An 18959-nucleotide genomic window follows, 5' to 3' on the forward strand; every position below is an offset into this window, starting at 1 on the left:
CTTGGAGATACACCATGTCTAATCGCCAAACCGGCACCGTTAAATGGTTCAACGATGAAAAAGGCTTCGGCTTCATCACTCCTCAAGGTGGCGGTGACGACCTGTTCGTACACTTCAAAGCTATCGAAACTGACGGTTTCAAAAGCCTGAAAGAAGGCCAGACCGTTTCCTTCGTGGCTGAGAAAGGCCAAAAGGGTATGCAAGCTGCACAGGTTCGCCCAGAGTAATTTCCCGGCGCACTAAAAAAACCCCGTCCATGTGACGGGGTTTTTTATGGGTGAAACAAAAGCCCGAAGGCTCAGCCGCAGTTGACGCGGGTGACCATCAGGTTCTGATCGGTATTCAGGTTGAGGCGGTCGGAGCGGTACTCCAGAGTAATCATGTCATTAGGCTTGAGGAATCGGGCGTTCTGCGCACCGGCTTTCTTGCGGGCCTGCTCCAACAGCTCCGGCGAAGCTTTCTTGCCGAGAGCGAACTCCGCAGCTGATGCCTCACAACGACCATGTCCGGCCTCAGTCGCCACGGGATCCGTCTGCGACTCGCTGGAGCTCGTAGAGCAACCAGCCAACAGAGCAACGGCCATCAGTGCACCCAGTGACGCGAACTTCCAAGGCATTGAAGCCTCCTTATTTCAATTTTGAGCAGAGATCGTGCGACCGCCAATACAGCGTTTGGTTTCACGGCGAGCGCCATCACCCTGCCCCACGATCGGAAAAACGCCGAGTGTGCCTGAGCAACGCCAGAAGCTTCACCCCTAAAACGTCACTGAATATTAATGACGCTCAGTAGACATCAATGTAGTCGAAGGGCGGATTCGGCCAGTTGTCCTTGAGCGCATTGAAGATCTGCGTGACCCAGACTTCGTCGCTGGCCGCGATATTTCCCACATACCCCGAACCTTTCGCCCAGGTCTCCAGGCGAAACAACAGGCCATCAATGTCCTGGCCGCCAGTGACACCCGAAGAGATATAGGCGATCCCGCCCTTGGTCACGCGCAACTGGGTGTGTTCGTCATCACTGGCCGACGCCAGCATCCGGCGGACAGCATCAAGGGTCAGGCCGTCGGGGCTATTCAAATCGATCTGCACAGCGCAATCCTTGTTTTTTGCGGAAACGACCAAGTGTCGCATAGCCCTGCGCTCATGCCTAAGTCGCAGTGCCAAGCGCCCGACAAAGTGGTTAACTCAAGACTTCAATTCCGTGACCGTCCGAGCCCCATCATGACCACCGTGAGCATTACCGCCGACATCAAAGCCACCTGGCCACAAGGGCACAGCTCTTACAGCCCGGGCAGTCCGGAGGAGTTGGCATTGATCAGCATCGACTTGCTGGTGAAGACGCTGGGAACACGGGGCGCGCAGTCGTTCATCGCCCAGTTGTTCGAGAAGTATCCCGATGACTTCAAAGGGACACCGGACACCGAGAGGGAGTAAAAGCCCGCAAGCTGGCACCTGCGGGCGTATGGCTTACTTCAGGCGCTTCAGACGCTCGGTCAGCAGATCGAAGAAGCCCTGGGCGTCACCGTTCTCCACCCAGAAGGCGTTCTTCGGTGCCTTAAGGCCGTCATACCAGTCGACAATGGTCTGGCCGAAGGTCGGGCCTTCACGGCTGTCGACCACCACATTCACCGATCGCCCGGTGAACAGCTCAGGCTTGAGCAGATAAGCCACGACGGTGGCGTCATGCACAGGGCCACCCGGAATGCCGTAGTGCTCCATATCCCCTTTGATGTACTCGTTGAGGATGTCGCCGACTATCTTGCTCGCATTGTTGTTCAGCGCCGCGATCTGCTTCAGGCGCGCATCACTGGTCAGGATCTTGTGGGTCACGTCCAGCGGCAGGTAAGTCAGTTTCACGCCGCTTTTGAGCACCACTTCCGCTGCTTGCGGGTCGGCGTACAGGTTGAATTCGGCCACTGGCGTGATGTTGCCGCCATTGAAGTGTGCGCCACCCATGATCACCACTTCCTTGATCCCCTGAACAATATCCGGCTCCTGAATCAGCGCCAGAGCCAGGTTGGTCTGCGGCCCGAGCATCGCGATGGTGATGCTGTGCGGCTTGGCTTTTTTCAGGGTGTCGATCAGGTAGTTGACCGCATTGCCTTCGGCCAGGCCTTTTTTCGGCTCGTGCACGGTGACACCCGACAGGCCTTCCTTGCCATGGATGTTTTCGGCGTAGATCGGCGTACGCATCAGCGGTTTCGGCGCGCCGGCGTACACCGGAATCTCTTCCCGCCCTGCCCACTCACGGGCCAAACGCGCATTGCGCGAAGTCTTGTCCAGGCGCACGTTGCCGGCCACGGTGGTCAACGCGCGAATGTTCAGCTCCTCCGGGGAGGACAGGGCAAACAACAGGGCGACCACGTCGTCGGCGCCCGGATCGGTGTCGATGATCAGGTCAATCTTTTCCGCCGCCTGGGCGCCGGTCGCGGTTATCACGGACAAAAGCAGCAGACTCCGAATCAATTGATGCATTTTTTGAGCATAGCGGTGCATGGCGCATTCCTTGTGCAGATGAAATCGAAAGGGTTGAATCCTGTTAGAACGTAACTCCAGACACCAGCACGATGTTGCAGTACGGCTGACATTCGCCCGTACGAACAATCGCTCGTGCCTGTCGGCTGAGTACTTTGAATTGCTCGTGACTGAGCAGGTCACGCCGCCCCAGCGAGCCTTCGTCATTCAGCTCGTCCAGCGTGGACAGCGCAGTCGGTTGTTTGTCGAAGATTTCCTTGGCCAGTGCGTGGCTTTCCACCTGCATCTCGTTGAGCACGACTTTCAGGGTGCTGACGAAATCCGGCACGCCGTGCGTCAACGCCAGGTCGATCAACTCGACACCCGGCGGCACCGGCAGGCCGGCATCGCCGATCACGACCATGTCGCCATGGCCTAGGGAAGCAATCAGCCGCGACAGGGCGACATTGAGCAAAGGAGTCTTTTTCATGCGGGTTTGAATGCCTGTACGTCGGAGGTGGTGGGAATGGACGGCTGGGCACCTGCCCGGGTAACCGACAGGGCTGCAGCGACTTGCCCGAAACGAATGGCCTCGTCCTCGGTTTTGCCGGCCGCCAGTGCAGCCGCAAATCCGCCGACAAAAGTATCCCCGGCGGCGGTGGTATCGACAGCCTTCACTTTGGGCGCAGGAAAATGCTGGTAACCCGTGCCGTTGGCGAACAATGAGCCTTGAGCACCCAGCGTGATGATGACCTTGCCGGCGCCCAGTGAAATCAGGTGCGCCGCGGCTTTTTCAGCGGTTTCCAGCGAGCCCACCGGCAAACCGCTGAGGGCGGCGGCCTCACTCTCGTTGGGAATCAGGTAATCGATGGCGGCAAACCAGTCCGGCGGTAGCGGACGACTGGCCGGCGCCGGATTGAGGATGACTGTCTTGCCCAGTTCACGCCCGCGCTTGAGCGCATGGCCGACCGTGGCATCAGGTATTTCCAGCTGGCAGATGATCACGTCCGCCGCTTGCAGCACAGCGTCGAAACGGTCGATGACCGCCGGGGTCATCGAACCATTGGCACCGGCCACGATGACAATAGCGTTCTGACTGTTGTCATCGACCACGATCAGCGCCACGCCACTGGAATCCTCCACCACGCTGACCGCCTGACAATCGATCTGCTCGGCCAGCAACGCGTCGCGCAACTGAACGCCATAAGCATCGTTGCCGACACAGCCGACCATCGACACCTGCGCACCCAGGCGCGCAGCAGCCACCGCCTGATTGGCGCCCTTGCCCCCGGACACGGTGGCGAAGGAATGACCGATCAACGTCTCACCGCCCCGAGGCAAGCGCGGCGCCCGCGTGACCAGGTCCATGTTCAGGCTGCCTATTACCACTACATTTGCGGACATACATCACTACTCTTCAATTCGTTTCAGCGGTATTCGGTGAACACGCCGGACAGCGGTGCAGTCGATTCGCGCAGGACAATACTCGGGGTCACGATCCGCTGATCCGTCGCCAGACCCGGCGTAGCAATTCTTCGCAACAACACTTCCGCGGCCATCTCGCCGAGTTGCAGGATCGACTGCCCCACGGTCGTCAGCGCGGGATACACGTAACGACTCATCTGGATATCGTCGAAGCCGATCACCGACAGCTCCGCAGGCACGCGCACGTTGCGTTCGGCCGCAGCTCGCAACACGCCAATCCCGATCATGTCGTTACCGGCAAAAATCGCGCTCGGCGGGTTGCGCTCAAGCAGGACCGAAGCCGCGTTGTAACCGCCGGTGCTGGTGAAATCGCTTTCCAGCATGCGCAACGGGGACACGTCAACACCGGCCTCTTTCAGCGCTCGAGCAAAGCCGGCCTGACGCATTTGCGCGACGCTGGTGCTGGCCGGACCACCGATCGTGGCGATATCGCGATGACCGAGTTCAAGCAAATGCCGCGTCGCGAGGTACGCGCCATATTCGTGATCGATGCGCACCAGGTCGGCGTCCACGCCCTCGAGCCCACGGTCGACGATCACCATCGGTGTCTTCACGCCCGCCAGTCCTTGCGCGAGGCCGCTGTCGCCACCCGCCGAGGCGACGATCAAGCCGTCGATGCGCTTTTCCAGCAGGACCCGCAGGTAGCTGCGCTGCTTGTCCGGGTTGTCGTCGGAGTTGCAGAGGATCACGCAGTAGCCGTTACGCTCGCAGTAATCCTCGATCCCGCGAGCCAGTTCGGCGAAGTACGGGTTGAGGCTGTTGGGCACCAGCAAGCCGATGGTGGCGGTGGTTTTCGCTTTCAGCGAACGGGCCACCGCGCTCGGCACATAGTCGAGACTCTTGATCGCCGCCTCGACCTTGAGCCGCACCTCTTCGCTCACCGGTCGGGTCTTGTTTACTACGTGGGACACGGTCGTGTAGGAAATTCCTGCAAGTGCCGCCACATCCTTGATCGTTGCCATTTATCAGCCCCGTCGGCTTGCGCGTTGACTGCGATAGGTGTCGAGCACCACGGCGATCACGATCACCGCACCGGTGATGATGCGCTTGGTCGGCTCGGTCGCGCCAATCTGCGCCAGACCGGCCGCCAGCACGGAGATGATCAACACGCCGAAAAAAGTACTGATCACCGAACCACGTCCGCCCATCAGGCTGGTACCGCCGATCACCACAGCAGCGATCACTTGCAGTTCAAGACCGGAACCGGCGTTCGGGTCAGCTGCTTCCAGCCGCGAAATCTGGAACAGCGCCGCAATGCCGGCAAGCAGGCCCATCAGGCTGAACACCAGAATTTTATAGGGCTTTGGATTGATCCCGGCCAGACGCACCGCTTCTTCGTTGGTGCCGATGCCGATCAGGTAGCGACCGAACACGGTACGGGTCAGAACGGCCTGGGCAATGAAGATGACAAGCAAGGCAATGATGAACGACGGCGAAATACCGAAGGCGATCGGATTCGACAGCCAGGCGAAGGAGTCACCGATGTAGGCCGTACGCGAACCGGTCATCTGATAGGCCAGACCACGGGCCATCTCCAGCACACCGAGCGACACGATGAATGATGGAATTCGCCACGCCACGGTAATCGAGCCGGTAACCGTGCCGGCTAACGCCGCAACGGCCATACCCAGCAAGGCAGCCGGTAATACGCTCCAGCCCCAGCCAAGAATCGCCACGCTGACAGTGGATGCCGCGAGTGCCAGTACCGAGCCTACCGACAGGTCGATCCCGCCGATGATCAGGACGAACGTCATGCCCACCGCCAGAACCATCAGGTCGGGAATCTGGTTGGCCAGGGTGCTGAAGGTGTTGTACGACAGGAAATGGCTGCTCATGACCGAGAACAGCGCAATCATTGCCAGCAAGGCGCCGGCCAGGCCCAGATAAGTGCCGAGGCCGTAGAAATTGCCACTGGATTTGCCGGCGGAAGATGCAGTTTTCATGGGAGATCCCTAGGCGCTGCTTCGTTGAGCAACGCATCACGTTTCTGGTAGCCGGCGAACGCGGCGGCAAGCAAGTCATCCTGGGTCCAGCTGTCGCGCTCGAACGTGTCGATCAGGCGCCCCGCCGACAACACACCGATGCGGTCGCAGATCAGCATCAGCTCGCGCAAATCGCTGGACACCACGACCAGCGCTTTGCCCTGACGGGTCAATTCGCCGAGCAAGGCATAAATATCGAATTTGGCGCCGACATCGATACCGCGAGTCGGCTCGTCGAACAGCAGCACCGAACAGTCGCGCTCCAGCCAGCGACCGATCACCACCTTTTGCTGATTGCCGCCGGACAGCTCGGACACCAGTTGGGTCGGGCTGGAACTGCGGATGCGCATGGCGTCGATCTGCCGCTGCGCGAGCTTCGTTTCCTCGCCGTTGTTGACGAACCCGCCGCTGGAAATTTCCGGCATGTTGCCCAGCGCAATGTTGGCGCTGATCGATTGGCTCAGCAGCAGGCCTTCGCCCTTGCGATCTTCGGTGATCAAAGCGATGCCGTTGCGCACAGCATCGACGGGCGAACGAATGCTCACCGTTTTGGCCGGCGAACCGAGCGCCACCGTGCCGCTGTCCGCGACGTCGGCGCCGAAGATCAGCCGCAAAAGCTCGGTGCGCCCTGCCCCAATCAGCCCCGAGATGCCAAAAATCTCACCGGCGCGCACTTCAAAGGACACGTCGCGAACCTTGTCGGAGCGGGTCAGGCCTTTGACCGTCAAGGCCGGCGCGCCGATATGGCGAGTCCCCAGATCGATATGCTCGCCCAGCTCGCGGCCAACCATCAGGGTGACCAGTTGCTCGCTGTTGTAATTGGCCATCGGCTCGACGCAAACCAGGTTACCGTCGCGCAACACGGCAATGCGCTGTGCGACCCGGGCCAGTTCTTCGAGACGGTGAGAGATGTAGATGATCGAGACGCCGCGCGCCTGCAACCGGGTGATTTGCTCGAACAACATCTCGACTTCGCGGGCGGTCAGCATCGCGGTCGGCTCGTCGAGAATCAGCACATGACAATCGCCGATCAGGTTACGGGCGATTTCGACCATTTGCTGGTGACCGATACCCAGCTCGCCGACCAGTGTGTCCGGGTCGATGGCATCGAGGCCGACTTGAGCCATGGCTTCGATGGCGGCCTTGCGCAATTGCTTGCGACTGATCCAGCCACCATTGCTCGGCAGGTTGTCGAGGAACAGATTCTCCGCCACCGAAAGCGTCGGCAGCAGATTGAGCTCTTGCATGACCATGCGCACACCCAGCTCTTCAGCCTGCGTGCGACTGCCGGGGCGATATTCCTTGCCATGGAACTGCATCTGGCCGGTGGTGGGGGTGACCAGCCCGCCGATTATCTTCGACAGAGTGCTTTTGCCGGCACCGTTCTCACCGGTCAGCGCCAGCACTTCACCGCGCATCAACGTCAGGTCGATGCCGGTCAGAACCGGTTGCGCATAGGTCTTGCCGATACCGCTGACCGAGAGGACAGCGTTCGGAGCGGAAACTGACATAAAAATCTCCATGCGCTCGCCCGGACGGACGAGCGCCGTTGTGTCGCCAAAGGACTTATTTGGTGACCAGCTCGACCGGCGTTTCGATCACGCCATTTGCGCCACTGTCGACTTTCTCGCCCTTGATGATTTTCAGCGCGGTCTCAATACCAAACACTGCTTGCTTCGCGGCGTACTGGTCGGCAGTCGCCAGAACGCGGCCGTCCTTCAACATGGGCTTGATGGCATTGATGTTGTCGTAACCGACAACCTGCACCTGACCGGCTTTGCCGGCAGCACGCACGGCAGAAACGGCACCCACGGCCATGCTGTCGTTACCGGCCAGCAGCGCCTTGACGTCCGGGTATTCGCTGAGAATCGAAGCGGCCACCTTGTTGCCTTTGTCGATTTCCCAATCGCCGGACTGCAGGGAAACAACCTTGATCTGCGCAGCTTCCATCGCATCCTTGAAGCCAGCAGTACGCTGCTGGGCGTTGGTCGTGGTGGAGACGCCTTCAATGATGCCGACTTCGTCACCGGCCTTCAGTTGCTTGGCCAGGTATTCGCCCACCAGACGCGCGCCCTTGCGGTTGTCCGGACCTACGAACGGAACGCTGATGTTTTTGCTTTTGATCACGGCCGGATCGAGCTGGTTGTCGATGTTGATCACGGTGATACCGGCATCGACGGCCTTTTTGATCACCGGCACCATCGCCTTCGAATCAGACGGTGCGATGACCAGAGCGTTGACCTTCGCCAGAATCATCTGCTCGACGATGCGCGTCTGCCCCGCAGTATCGGTTTCGTCCTTGATGCCGTTGGAGATCAGGTCGAAATCGGCGGAATGTTCTTTCTGGTAGGCCTTGGCGCCGTCTTCCATGGTCAGGAAGAATTCGTTGGCCAGGGATTTCATGACCAGAGCGACTTTGGGTTTTTCAGGGGATTCGGCGAAAGCCGAAGAGACAGGCAGTGCGGCGGATGCGGCAGCCAGCATGGCGACAGCAAGAAGACGTCCAGCGAATGGCAGCTTCATGGGTTCACTCCGATCTTATGATTATTGTGAGCAACGCTTGCGCTGGCGTAAGCTCGCTGCACCCCCACGACAATTCAATCCATCGTGAAGGCCGCGCAAACGTTTGCGTAGACCGAACTATGCGAATCACGCCGACATTTGTCAACAATCAGAAATCGGTATTGCGTTGCAGGGCGAATCCATCGATTCGCCCTTTGAATGCTCAAGCCGTGGTGTTGACCACGTTACCGGCAGAAGAACCCTTCGACATTTCCTTGACCAGTGCAGCCGAGACTTCCAGCAACGCACCGCTGGTTTGAGCGATCTGCCCCTGGATGGACATCACCGCTTGCGACTTGGCTTCGGGCGTTGGATAACTCGCAGCCTGCGCGGCGGCCAGTTGCTGTTGCTGCTCCTGAAGCTGCTTTTGCAATTCCTGCATGCGTTTCAACAGCGTCTTAATAGTGACGCTCAGATTGTCACCGCCTTCAGCCTCGCGCGCGCTTGCTTCCTGGGCAGGACCACCGGTTCTGACCTGATTGGTTTCTACCTTCTCGGTACCCAGTGCCTCGGCTGACGCATCGGCTTCAGCTTCACTCATTGCATTGATCGTAGCGGCCGTTTTGCCGCCGATAGTGACCGCGCCGGGATTTGGCAAACCGATAGTCAATGACATTTGAACTCCTGAAAAATTGGATCCCTATCAAGGCGCATCGGCCAGCGCGCCGTTTTCTTTAGCAGAGATCTGGAAAGCAGCCAGTTCAGTTTGTGGACGAGGCTCGTAGTCCTTTTCGGTGTGCCGAACGAGAAAACCTCCCGCGTTCGGAAACCCGGATGAGTGACGGAAGCCCACAGCCGCCCTTCGAATAAATCTTGATTTAAATCATAAGGTTAAACATTTCTTTGAAGCAAAGTACGACTGGTACGGATCCTGCTCCCTCCCTGCACCCCTGGCATTCAGATCGGCCCGGGGCGCATCTAGATGAACCTGCATCAGCACCGTCTCACTACTAGAGAGAAAAATAATGACATCTGCTTTGAAGAGTTTCGTTCCGGGCGCTTTGGCCCTTCTCCTGCTCCTGCCCACCGCCCTCCAGGCAAAAGAAGCTGTAACCCAGACCGAACTGGCCAACGTGGTGGTGCTGGCTACCGGCGGCACTATCGCAGGCGCCGGCGCCAGCGCAGCCAACAGCGCGACCTATCAGGCTGCGAAAGTGGGCATCGAACAATTGATCGCCGGCATTCCCGAACTGAGTACGCTGGCCAATGTGCGTGGCGAACAAGTCATGCAAATCGCCTCGGAAAGCATCACCAACGAAAACCTCCTGCAACTGGGTCGTCGCGTTTCCGAGCTGGCCGACAGCAAAGACGTCGACGGCATCGTCATCACCCACGGCACCGACACCCTGGAAGAGACCGCGTACTTCCTGAACCTGGTGGAAAAAACCGACAAGCCGATCATTGTCGTCGGCTCCATGCGCCCGGGCACCGCCATGTCAGCGGACGGCATGCTGAATCTGTACAACGCCGTGGCCGTCGCCAGCAGCAAAGAAGCTCGCGGCAAAGGCGTACTGGTGACCCTGAACGATGAAATCCAGTCGGGTCGTGATGTCAGCAAGATGATCAACATCAAGACCGAAGCCTTCAAAAGCGCCTGGGGCCCGCTCGGCATGGTTGTTGAGGGCAAATCCTACTGGTTCCGCCTGCCGGCCAAGCGCCACACCATGGATTCGGAATTCGATATCAAAAACATCAAGAGCCTTCCTGATGTAGAAATCGCCTATTCCTACGGCAACGTCAGCGATACAGCCTACAAGGCCCTCGCCCAGTCCGGCGCCAAGGCAATTATCCATGCCGGTACCGGCAACGGTTCGGTTTCCTCCCGCGTGGTTCCGACCCTGCAAGCGCTGCGCAAGGACGGCGTGCAGATCATTCGCTCGTCACACGTCAATGCCGGCGGTTTCGTCCTGCGTAACGCCGAACAGCCTGATGACAAATACGACTGGGTGGTGGCTCACGACCTGAACCCACAGAAAGCCCGCATCCTGGCCATGGTCGCACTGACCAAGACCAACGACAGCAAAGAGCTGCAACGGATGTTCTGGGAATACTGATTTGCGTTCGTCCGATCCTTTCCTGATCGGCCACTGGCTTCACCCTTCGTCAACCTGACGGAGGGTGAAGCTCCCGCCTCGCTCAAAGAAAAATTTCATCTGCGTGACATCAAAACCGGAAAACCGCTGTCAGAGGATTTTCTTGAATTTTAAGCAGTTGCGAAAATGCCTACAGTTAAATACTGTATGCACGTACAGCTTAATAAGGATAACCTCGTGGCCACTTCCCCTGATGCTCCTGACGCTTACGAACGCATGGGCATGCGCGTTCAAAAAATCATCAACTCCCCCACCGCACAAAAAGCCAAAGCCGCACTGATCTTCCGCCTTCCGGACGAGCCGGTGGATGAGTGGGAGCGCTTGCTGGAAGAGATCGACGAAAACGACAACGTCACCCTCGCCTACCGCGACGATGGCGGCGTGCAGATTTTCTGGGTTGTGCCGAAGGAAGATTGATTCAATGATTCTGCGTTTTGCTGCTGTGCTGTTGCTGTTCATTTCCGTGGGTGCGCAAGCTGGCGCGCCGCGTACTTTCACCGAGGCCAAGAAGGTCGCCTGGAAGCTGTACGCCCCACAATCCACCGAGTTCTATTGCGGGTGCAAATACACCGGCAACAAGGTTGATCTGGCCGCCTGCGGCTATGTCCCACGGAAAAACGCCAAACGAGCGTCCCGCATTGAATGGGAGCACATCGTTCCGGCCTGGCAATTCGGTCATCAGCGTCAATGCTGGCAGGAAGGCGGTCGCAAGAATTGCACCCGCTACGACCCGAGTTATCAGAAAGCCGAAGCCGACCTGCACAACCTGGTGCCGAGCATCGGCGAGGTGAATGGCGACCGTAGCAATTTCAGCTACGGCTGGCTGCCGGTCGAAAAAGGTCAGTACGGCTCGTGCCTGACTCAAGTCGATTTCAAGGCGAAGAAGGTCATGCCCCGCCCTTCAATTCGCGGCATGATCGCCCGCACCTACTTTTACATGAGCAAACAATACGGCTTGCGCTTGTCTAAGCAGGACCGGCAACTGTACGAAGCCTGGGACAAGACTTATCCGGTGCAGGACTGGGAGCGCCAGCGCAATCAGAGCGTGGCGTGCGTGATGGGACGCGGCAACGAATTTGTCGGCCCGGTGAACCTGAAAGCCTGCGGTTGATTGCCTGATCAAAAGAAAAGGCCTTGAGCGATAAACTCAAGGCCTTTTTTGTGCTCAACCGCCGGACTTGTTGTAACGCCAGTAGCCCATCAGATTGAGTGATTCACGAGGGATGCCACGCTCCTTGATCAGGTATTTGCGCAGGCTCACGACCGCGGCGGATTCTCCGGCGATCCAGCCATAGAACCCCTCGCTGGCCGTATCGGCGATCTCCCAAAGAATCTCTTCTTCGATGTCGACATCCGCCAGTTCGACCGCTTGCCCAACCGGCGATGCGTCAACAGGCAATGTCGCCTGCCGCACAGCCTCCACCATCAACGTACCCGCAGCCGCGCGATCGCGAATCAGCCATTGCACCGAAAGCCCGGGCCAGTCAGGAACTGCCAACATGTCTTCACGACTTTCGACTTCAAAAAACGCCTGAGTCTGCGGCGGTTCAGCCAGAGTCGCCAGCTCTTCCAGAATTCCCATGGCGGCCGGCAATGCTGTCGCGTCGGCGACCAGGAGAAGTTGCTTGAGCGTTTGCGGAGGCTTCCATTCAAATCCCCCCGCCTCTTGTGCCGAGAATTGGCTGTCGGGGGCCAGAATCTGCATCGACTCGCCGGGCTGCGCTCGCAACGCCCAACGGGAGGCTGGACCGGTCTCGCCGTGCAGGACGAAATCGATATCGACTTCACCTGACTCAGCTCGCAAATGACGGATGGTGTAGGTGCGCATCGCCGGGCGACGATCGATCAGCATCGAGCGGAAACGGGTGTACCACCCCTCGCCCTGAGAAAGCCGGGCGGGTGAACCGTCGGCTGCCGGGAAAAACAGCTTCACTCGCTGATCCGGCGCCCACGTTGCCATATCAGTGACCGCGGGGCTTGCGAGCGTGACTCGCATGAGATGCGGGCTCAACTGGTGCTTGTGACGCAAAACGACGTTGAACAATTTGTAAGGATTGGCGGAGGCCATGCGGAGCTCCTTTTGGGTATCTTCAGTGATCGCTTAAAAAACGAATCACGCAGGACACCCTTTAGTCAGCGCCGCCAAATGGTTCGCCTATTGCGCGGCCGCGCGCTCGATCACCAGCGTTTCGATGTTCTGCTTCTTCGCCTTGACCAGCGCTGCGTTCACATCCACCTGGCGCGCCTCGGCGTCAGCCTTCGAATTGAAAGGGCCGAGAAGGATCCGGGTCTTGCCGCTGGCATCCTTGATGACGCTGGCCACGAAGGCATGCTCGATCAGCCAGCCGCTGAGGTCGCTGACGGCTTGAGGTGTTTCACCGCGCACTTCTAGATCCCACTGCGGGCCCACCGCAGCAGGCGCCGTTACCACCACCGGTTTCGGCTTTTGCGCATCCACACTCTTGCCTTCGCCACATCCCGCCAATGCCAGTGCCGCGACTACCCAGACCAATTTGCGCACAACGCTTCCCTCTGAATTTTCAAAGCGGCGATCTTAACATTCGAGAATAGTTTCGGAGCCCCGTAAAATGTGGCACAAAACTACGAGATTGATGCTGGCGGCCCCTGTATAGTTACGCGCTGGGAATTAATGCCGCATCTGCGCGTCAGAAAGAGGCACCCAAACTGCGCGACTTCGCACTAATCTATACGTACCACCGACCTCTGCACTGTCTGAATCAGGTGCCCTACAAAGCAATCAAGGAGAAGACCATGCTGATACTCACCCGCAAAGTCGGTGAAAGCATAAACATTGGTGATGACATCACGATCACCATTCTCGGCGTCAGCGGCCAGCAAGTTCGAATCGGCATCAATGCTCCGAAGAACGTTGCAGTGCATCGGGAAGAGATCTACCAGCGCATCCAGGCTGGCCTGACCGCTCCGGACAAGCCACAAACGCCCTGAGCCCTTTCGCAGTCAGTAGCCAGTTCGTTTGCCTGTGCGCAATGACTGGCTAAAGATTCAAGCGCCGTATTGCCATTCCCCCCACCTCTTTGGTGACGGCGCGCGCCACGCCCCTTCCTGCCTCAATCCTTCTCGCAACCGATACTAACCGTCATTCCATGGGCTGGCTGTCGGACATTTCCGAATAGCGGCTGGGAATCTCGCCCGCCTAGCCGAATGTAACGCCACGTGCCATTCCGGTGGCCGCCACGACCATCAGTATCAACAGCAGCGCTTCGGCATGACTGATCCGCGCGAACACCTTTGCACGCCCCGTGTCAGGGACAGTACCGCGCGCTTTGGCCACGCGCCACTTGATCAAGGTGATCATCGGCACAAGCTCCAGAAGCAGAATCAGCACAAACAACGTCATCTTCAGATGGAACAGCGGCTGATGCAGGTAGTAGTCGACTCCCTTCTCGTAACCTCCAAAAGCCCGCACGCCGCCGGTGATGAGCAGCACCAACGCCGAAAGCCCCCATATATTGTCGGCAAGCAATACCCGCCCGGCTTCACCCGAGCCGGACGCCAGGCGACTGAAGGCAGTCCCACGCGTCAACACCGCCCAGAAACCCATGGCAAACGCCAGTAAATGAATCGCTGCAAGAAACCAATGAACCAGCATCGATGAGCTCCTGTCCGGCAGAGTTGAAATCAGCCAAACAGTAGTAGTCGAAAAAGTGTGGGGTTGCTTGTAACCCTACCCGGAAAACAGACGCGGGCGAAACAAGAGGCTGGGCAGAGGTTCGGGAAAGACAAATCGCGGGCAAAAAAAATCCCAAGCAGCTGATGGAAGCTTGGGATTTAAAAATGCATAAACCGTGGTGGTGAACGCGGGGCGGATATTACTGATTTTTCCAGTATGTAACAACGTATTTTTGATAACCGGATGGTTAATAAAATACGTAACCCCTTAAATATCCACACTATTTAAAAGGTCGCTCGCGACGGTCGGCGACGAATGAATCAAAATCCATCGCGATCAGTACGCGCCTGGCTCAAGAACTTCACAAAAATGAGTTCGGGATCACCCGGATCAAGGTTCTCCACCGTACCGCTGCGCTGATATTCAAGACTCGTCAGCAACTGTCGCATCGGTAGGTTGGAAGTATTGGTCGACGTGAATATCTTGTCTGCACTGGCTTGATACTCCAGACCACTCACGATTTGCCGCCCCACGCCGGAACGCCTGTTCCTGCTGGAGACGACAACAAGAGGTATGAACCACTCTCCAAAAAAGCTTCGATCCAGACATCCGTAGCCGAGGGGGACGCCAGGATCGTCCCCCTCACAGACAACCCAGCACTCCTCCGCCCGAACAGCCCTCGCGATGCACTCTCGACGGCAGCTATCTTTCTCAGCGACAGGATCAATCTTCAACAGGCTTTCGATATCGCCTGGACCGGCGCGCCTGAATTGGCGACTCATGAATACACCCCCTGCAAATGTGCCGAAGTGTAGCTGCGGTCGACCAAACCGAAATTTGCAAAGGTTCTAAAAATCGCAGACAACAAAAAAGGGCCCACCTTTCGGTGAGCCCTTCTAGACCGCCCAGCAGAGCGGATTTTGTTTGGTAGGCGCGATTGGACTCGAACCAACGACCCCCACCATGTCAAGGTGGTGCTCTAACCAACTGAGCTACGTGCCTGCTGTGAGGCGGCATTCTACGGAATTCCGGAGGGGTGTCAACACCTTTTTTTCACCTAACCCTATGAATATGCAAAATATTTAATTTCGACCCGGCGCAAGAAGATTTCCCGGTGGCTGGCGGAGGATTTTCAACTGGGGTAGGATCGCTGCAATCGTAAAATATATTAAACAGAGGCTGCAGGATGGCGAACACCCCTTACCCAGAGTCTTATTACGCTGCGTCGGCCAACGCCGTACCACCACGCCCTGCCCTGCAAGATGACGTGGAGACGGATGTCTGTGTGATCGGTGCTGGTTATACGGGACTGTCCTCGGCTCTGTTCCTGCTTGAGAACGGTTTTCGCGTGACCGTGCTGGAGGCCGCCAAGGTTGGCTTCGGTGCTTCGGGGCGCAATGGCGGGCAAATCGTCAACAGCTACAGCCGTGACATCGACGTGATCGAACGTAGCGTCGGCCCAAAACAGGCACAACTGCTCGGGCAGATGGCGTTCGAGGGCGGCCGGATCATTCGTGAGCGCATCAGCAAGTACAACATTCAGTGCGACTTGAAGGACGGTGGCGTATTCGCCGCCCTCACCGCCAAGCAAATGGGCCACCTGGAATCGCAGAAACGCCTGTGGGAACGCTTCGGCCATACCCAACTGGAACTGCTCGATCAACGCCGCATCCGCGAAGTAGTGGCTTGCGACCAATACGTCGGCGGCATGCTCGACATGAGCGGCGGCCATATCCACCCGCTTAACCTGGCACTCGGCGAAGCAGCCGCTGTGGAATCCCTGGGCGGCACGATCTATGAACAGTCACCGGCCGTGCGCATCGAACGCGGAGCCAACCCGGTCGTGCACACGCCGCAGGGCAAAGTCAGGGCCAAATTCATCATCGTCGCCGGCAACGCCTACCTCGGCAATCTGGTGCCGGAGCTCGCGGCCAAATCGATGCCGTGCGGCACTCAGGTCATCACCACCGAACCCCTGGGCGATGAGCTGGCGAAATCCCTGCTGCCGCAGGACTACTGCGTTGAAGACTGCAACTACCTGCTCGACTACTACCGCCTCACCGGCGACAAACGCCTGATCTTCGGCGGCGGCGTGGTGTATGGCGCGCGTGATCCAGCGAACATCGAAGCGATCATTCGCCCGAAAATGCTCAAGGCCTTCCCGCAACTCAAAGACGTGAAGATCGACTACGCCTGGACCGGCAATTTCCTGCTGACCCTGTCGCGCCTGCCTCAGGTCGGACGCCTGGGCGACAACATCTATTACTCCCAGGGTTGCAGCGGTCACGGCGTGACGTACACGCACCTGGCCGGCAAGGTATTGGCCGAGGCATTGCGCGGACAAGCCGAGCGCTTCGATGCGTTTGCCGACCTGCCGCACTACCCGTTCCCCGGCGGGCAACTGCTGCGCACGCCGTTTGCTGCACTGGGCGCGTGGTATTACGGGCTGCGCGACAAGCTCGGTTTCTGATGAGCGAAAAAAAGGGCCGCTGAAAAGCGGCCCTTTTTACATCCAGCACGAGTTACAACTGATCCCGCGCGATCCCGCTGCGAATCCGCAGAATATCCGCGAGCACTGCCAAAGCGATTTCCGACGGCATCTTGCTGCCCAGGTTAAGACCGATCGGCGCATGAATCCGCGCCAGTTCACCCTCCCCCAGCCCACCAATCCGACGCAAACGCTCGAAGCGCTTCTGAGACGTCTGTAACGACCCCATCACACCGATATAAAAAGCCTCGGTGCGAACGGCTTCCATCATCGCCAGATCGTCGATGCGCGGATCGTGGGTCAACGCCACCACCGCTGTATCACGGTGACAGCCACCCTCGGCGATGAACACCGATGGCAGTTGCCGACGAACTTCCACGCCATTGAGCACCACGCCTTCCAGCACTTCATCACGCGGATCGCAGAGAATCACTTCGAAACCGAGACCGACCGCGAACTCCGCACAGGCCTGCGCCACACTGGAATACCCGGCCAGCAGCAAACGCTGGGCGGCACCGATGCGAATCCGCACGCGATCGATTTCACGCTCGATCCGCGCACCCTGTTCATGATCCGCAAACAGGCTACGCGCGCCCGTGGCCAGATCGACCTCGCGAATCAACCGACGCTGACCCAGCAACGCCGATTCGAGTTCACGAAGGTGCGCCTGCACATCGCACCCGGCGTCAAATTTCTCTACCAGCACATCGAGAATACCGCCACACGGCAGGCTGACCCGCGAACGCGGATCGTCACCTTCGCCATAACGCACGACATTGATCGCATCGAGAAACGCACCTTCGGCGACGCGCTCGAGAAAGTCTTCCTCGACGCAACCACCGGACAGCGACCCGATCCACTGTCCGCCGTCGTTCACCGACAGCAGTGAACCCGGCGCGCGCGGCGCCGAGCCGTAGGTAGTCAGCACGGTGCAGAGCCAGATGCGCTGCCCCGCCGTCGACCATTCCAGCGCCCGACGCACAACCTGCAGATCGAGATGCTGCATGATCAGTGCGCCTTGTGCTCGATGGACGGTGCATCAGCCTGAAGCTTCTGCACATCGCCCACCGCCAGGTCAGCCGACTGACCACCCCAACCCTGACGCAGGTAGTTCAGCAGATCGGTCAGTTGTTCGGCACTGAGCTTGTCGGCAAAACCCGGCATCGGCTGCATGTGTTCGAACCCGGCGAATTTCTGTTCGCCGATGCCATCCTCGATCACTCGCAACAGGTTGCGCGGGTCTTCCAAGCGCAGCGTGGTGTTGCCGCGCATGGCTACTGCGATGTGCGGCTTGCCCTCACCACCGGCCGCGTGACAGCCGGCGCAGACGTTCAAGTATTCCTGACGGCCGCGTTGAGCGCTGGCACTGAGCTTTTCTACCGGCACTTCGGTCAGTTCTTTCGCCGCCGGAGGCTTGTCGCCCAGCAGGAAAGTCGCCATCGCCGCCAGATCCGGATCATTCAGACCCTGGGTGCTGTTGTGGAACACCGGGAACATCTCGTTGAACATCGTGCCCTGGGCGCTCATGCCGTGCTTGAGGAACGTGCTCAGGTCCTGATGGTTCCAGCCGCGCGCCGCCAGGTCCGTCGCCAGCAGGCTCGGTGCCAGATAGCCGTTGAGGATGCCGCCGGTCAGGCGCTTGTCCAACTGCATCGCGCCCGGCAGGCCGCGTGGCGTATGGCATTCGCCGCAGTGACCCAGCACTTCGACCATGTACTGGCCGCGCCTCCAGGCATCGCTTTTGCCTTCGTCCGGCTCCAGCTTCAACGCTTTACCGTACATCATGTTCCAGCCGATCAAGCCCGGGCGCACGTTGAACGGAAAGCTCAGGCTCGTCACAGGCGCTGCACGCTCGATTGGCTCGATGGTTTTCAGATACGCATGAATCGCATCCGAATCCGCACGCGGCATCAAGTGATACGAGGTGTACGGCATCGCCGGATAGAGGTTCGCGCCGTCACGACGCTTGCCTTCGGTGAGCGCGGCGAAGAACTCTTCATCGTTGTACAAACCGATGCCGTGCTCTTTGCTTGGAGTGATATTAGTACCGTAGATCGTGCCGAACGGCGACACGATCGGCAGGCCGCCAGCAAACGGCGCGCCGCCGGGTGCGGTGTGGCACGCCATGCAGTCGGCCGCACGGGCGAGGTATTCGCCGCGCTTGACCTGATCATCCGCGTGCACCGCCAACACAGGCGCAGCCAGCCCGACCGCCAGGGTCAGGCGGGTCAGTAGTTGCTTCAT

At 58.7% G+C, this 18959-nt stretch carries 23 protein-coding genes and 1 tRNA gene; 7 read left to right on the forward strand and 17 right to left on the reverse strand.

The genetic code is table 11. The features are described from left to right. The first annotated feature begins 14 nt into the window (after window positions 1-14). Window positions 15-227, forward strand: coding sequence for a cold-shock protein (locus CAF63_RS22975; protein WP_007956027.1), 213 nt, complete (start codon window positions 15-17; stop codon window positions 225-227). A gap of 71 nt (window positions 228-298) precedes the next feature. Here the strand turns inward: CAF63_RS22975 and CAF63_RS22980 are convergent, their stop codons facing one another. Further along, complete coding sequence (locus CAF63_RS22980; protein WP_085689208.1) at window positions 299-616, reverse strand: I78 family peptidase inhibitor; 318 nt, start codon at window positions 614-616, stop codon at window positions 299-301. Between the two features lie 166 nt (window positions 617-782). Then, window positions 783-1088, reverse strand: a complete 306-nt coding sequence (locus CAF63_RS22985; RefSeq protein WP_085689211.1) for a hypothetical protein — start codon at window positions 1086-1088, stop codon at window positions 783-785. Between the two features lie 132 nt (window positions 1089-1220). Between CAF63_RS22985 and CAF63_RS22990 the strand changes: the two genes are divergently transcribed. Further along, window positions 1221-1433, forward strand: coding sequence for a hypothetical protein (locus CAF63_RS22990; protein ID WP_085689308.1), 213 nt, complete (start codon window positions 1221-1223; stop codon window positions 1431-1433). 33 nt (window positions 1434-1466) lie between these two features. Here CAF63_RS22990 and CAF63_RS22995 read toward each other — a convergent pair whose 3' ends face one another. From CAF63_RS22995 to CAF63_RS23030, 8 genes are all read right to left on the reverse strand, one after another. Next, window positions 1467-2495: a nucleoside hydrolase gene (locus CAF63_RS22995; RefSeq protein ID WP_085689214.1), complete on the reverse strand. Its 1029-nt coding sequence runs from the start codon at window positions 2493-2495 to the stop codon at window positions 1467-1469. A 43-nt stretch (window positions 2496-2538) separates the two neighbouring features. After that, complete coding sequence (gene rbsD / locus CAF63_RS23000) at window positions 2539-2943, reverse strand: D-ribose pyranase (RefSeq protein WP_085689216.1); 405 nt, start codon at window positions 2941-2943, stop codon at window positions 2539-2541. Further along, a complete protein-coding gene (gene rbsK, locus CAF63_RS23005; protein ID WP_085689219.1) occupies window positions 2940-3857 on the reverse strand; it encodes a ribokinase in 918 nt (305 codons plus the stop codon). Before rbsK ends, rbsD begins: the two co-directional genes overlap by 4 nt. Window positions 3858-3880: 23 nt before the next feature. Beyond that, window positions 3881-4900 (reverse strand): LacI family DNA-binding transcriptional regulator, encoded by a 1020-nt coding sequence (locus CAF63_RS23010; RefSeq protein ID WP_085689221.1) that lies wholly within the window; start codon window positions 4898-4900, stop codon window positions 3881-3883. Between the two features lie 3 nt (window positions 4901-4903). Beyond that, window positions 4904-5881: an ABC transporter permease gene (locus CAF63_RS23015; RefSeq protein ID WP_007956013.1), complete on the reverse strand. Its 978-nt coding sequence runs from the start codon at window positions 5879-5881 to the stop codon at window positions 4904-4906. Beyond that, window positions 5878-7431 carry a sugar ABC transporter ATP-binding protein gene (locus CAF63_RS23020; RefSeq protein ID WP_085689224.1) on the reverse strand — a complete coding sequence of 518 codons (1554 nt, stop codon included), beginning with the start codon at window positions 7429-7431 and terminating at the stop codon, window positions 5878-5880. The genes CAF63_RS23015 and CAF63_RS23020 overlap by 4 nt, the downstream gene beginning before the upstream one ends. Window positions 7432-7486: 55 nt before the next feature. Beyond that, the gene (locus tag CAF63_RS23025; RefSeq protein ID WP_007956008.1) at window positions 7487-8443 is read right to left on the reverse strand and encodes a sugar ABC transporter substrate-binding protein; all 957 of its coding nucleotides are present in this window, start codon (window positions 8441-8443) and stop codon (window positions 7487-7489) included. Between the two features lie 202 nt (window positions 8444-8645). Further along, complete coding sequence (locus CAF63_RS23030; RefSeq protein ID WP_085689227.1) at window positions 8646-9098, reverse strand: hypothetical protein; 453 nt, start codon at window positions 9096-9098, stop codon at window positions 8646-8648. A 349-nt stretch (window positions 9099-9447) separates the two neighbouring features. Between CAF63_RS23030 and CAF63_RS23035 the strand changes: the two genes are divergently transcribed. From CAF63_RS23035 to CAF63_RS23045, 3 genes are all read left to right on the forward strand, one after another. Further along, window positions 9448-10536 (forward strand): asparaginase, encoded by a 1089-nt coding sequence (locus CAF63_RS23035; protein ID WP_085689230.1) that lies wholly within the window; start codon window positions 9448-9450, stop codon window positions 10534-10536. 186 nt (window positions 10537-10722) lie between these two features. Beyond that, entirely contained in the window at window positions 10723-10992 is a 270-nt protein-coding gene (locus CAF63_RS23040) for a DUF1654 domain-containing protein (protein WP_371807423.1), read from the forward strand. Window positions 10993-10996: 4 nt separating this feature from the next. Further along, on the forward strand, window positions 10997-11686 hold the full coding sequence (locus CAF63_RS23045) for an endonuclease (RefSeq protein ID WP_085689236.1): 690 nt from the start codon (window positions 10997-10999) through the stop codon (window positions 11684-11686). Between the two features lie 54 nt (window positions 11687-11740). Here the strand turns inward: CAF63_RS23045 and CAF63_RS23050 are convergent, their stop codons facing one another. Together CAF63_RS23050 and CAF63_RS23055 are read right to left on the reverse strand one after the other, a co-directional pair. Further along, window positions 11741-12643: a siderophore-interacting protein gene (locus CAF63_RS23050; RefSeq protein ID WP_085689239.1), complete on the reverse strand. Its 903-nt coding sequence runs from the start codon at window positions 12641-12643 to the stop codon at window positions 11741-11743. Between the two features lie 87 nt (window positions 12644-12730). Continuing rightward, entirely contained in the window at window positions 12731-13096 is a 366-nt protein-coding gene (locus CAF63_RS23055) for a penicillin-binding protein activator LpoB (RefSeq protein WP_085689242.1), read from the reverse strand. 251 nt (window positions 13097-13347) lie between these two features. Here CAF63_RS23055 and csrA point away from each other — a divergent pair, with 251 nt between their 5' ends. Next, the gene (gene csrA / locus CAF63_RS23060; protein WP_003179932.1) at window positions 13348-13542 is read left to right on the forward strand and encodes a carbon storage regulator CsrA; all 195 of its coding nucleotides are present in this window, start codon (window positions 13348-13350) and stop codon (window positions 13540-13542) included. Between the two features lie 208 nt (window positions 13543-13750). Here the strand turns inward: csrA and CAF63_RS23065 are convergent, their stop codons facing one another. The 3 genes from CAF63_RS23065 to CAF63_RS23075 all read right to left on the reverse strand — a co-directional run bounded on the left by CAF63_RS23065 (window position 13751) and on the right by CAF63_RS23075 (window position 15229). Beyond that, window positions 13751-14206 (reverse strand): DUF2214 family protein, encoded by a 456-nt coding sequence (locus CAF63_RS23065; protein ID WP_085689245.1) that lies wholly within the window; start codon window positions 14204-14206, stop codon window positions 13751-13753. A gap of 341 nt (window positions 14207-14547) precedes the next feature. Then, a complete protein-coding gene (locus CAF63_RS23070) occupies window positions 14548-15009 on the reverse strand; it encodes a GNAT family N-acetyltransferase (RefSeq protein WP_085689247.1) in 462 nt (153 codons plus the stop codon). Window positions 15010-15152: 143 nt separating this feature from the next. Further along, a tRNA-Val gene (locus CAF63_RS23075) sits at window positions 15153-15229 on the reverse strand. A gap of 184 nt (window positions 15230-15413) precedes the next feature. On the opposite strand from CAF63_RS23075, the gene CAF63_RS23080 reads away from it, so the two are divergent. Next, entirely contained in the window at window positions 15414-16697 is a 1284-nt protein-coding gene (locus tag CAF63_RS23080) for an FAD-binding oxidoreductase (protein ID WP_085689250.1), read from the forward strand. A gap of 52 nt (window positions 16698-16749) precedes the next feature. Here the strand turns inward: CAF63_RS23080 and CAF63_RS23085 are convergent, their stop codons facing one another. Together CAF63_RS23085 and CAF63_RS23090 are read right to left on the reverse strand one after the other, a co-directional pair. Further along, the gene (locus tag CAF63_RS23085) at window positions 16750-17721 is read right to left on the reverse strand and encodes an XdhC family protein (RefSeq protein ID WP_085689253.1); all 972 of its coding nucleotides are present in this window, start codon (window positions 17719-17721) and stop codon (window positions 16750-16752) included. Window positions 17722-17723: 2 nt separating this feature from the next. Next, entirely contained in the window at window positions 17724-18959 is a 1236-nt protein-coding gene (locus tag CAF63_RS23090) for a cytochrome c (RefSeq protein ID WP_085689256.1), read from the reverse strand.

This window comes from Pseudomonas sp. B20(2017) (assembly GCF_002113125.1).
GTDB lineage: Bacteria > Pseudomonadota > Gammaproteobacteria > Pseudomonadales > Pseudomonadaceae > Aquipseudomonas.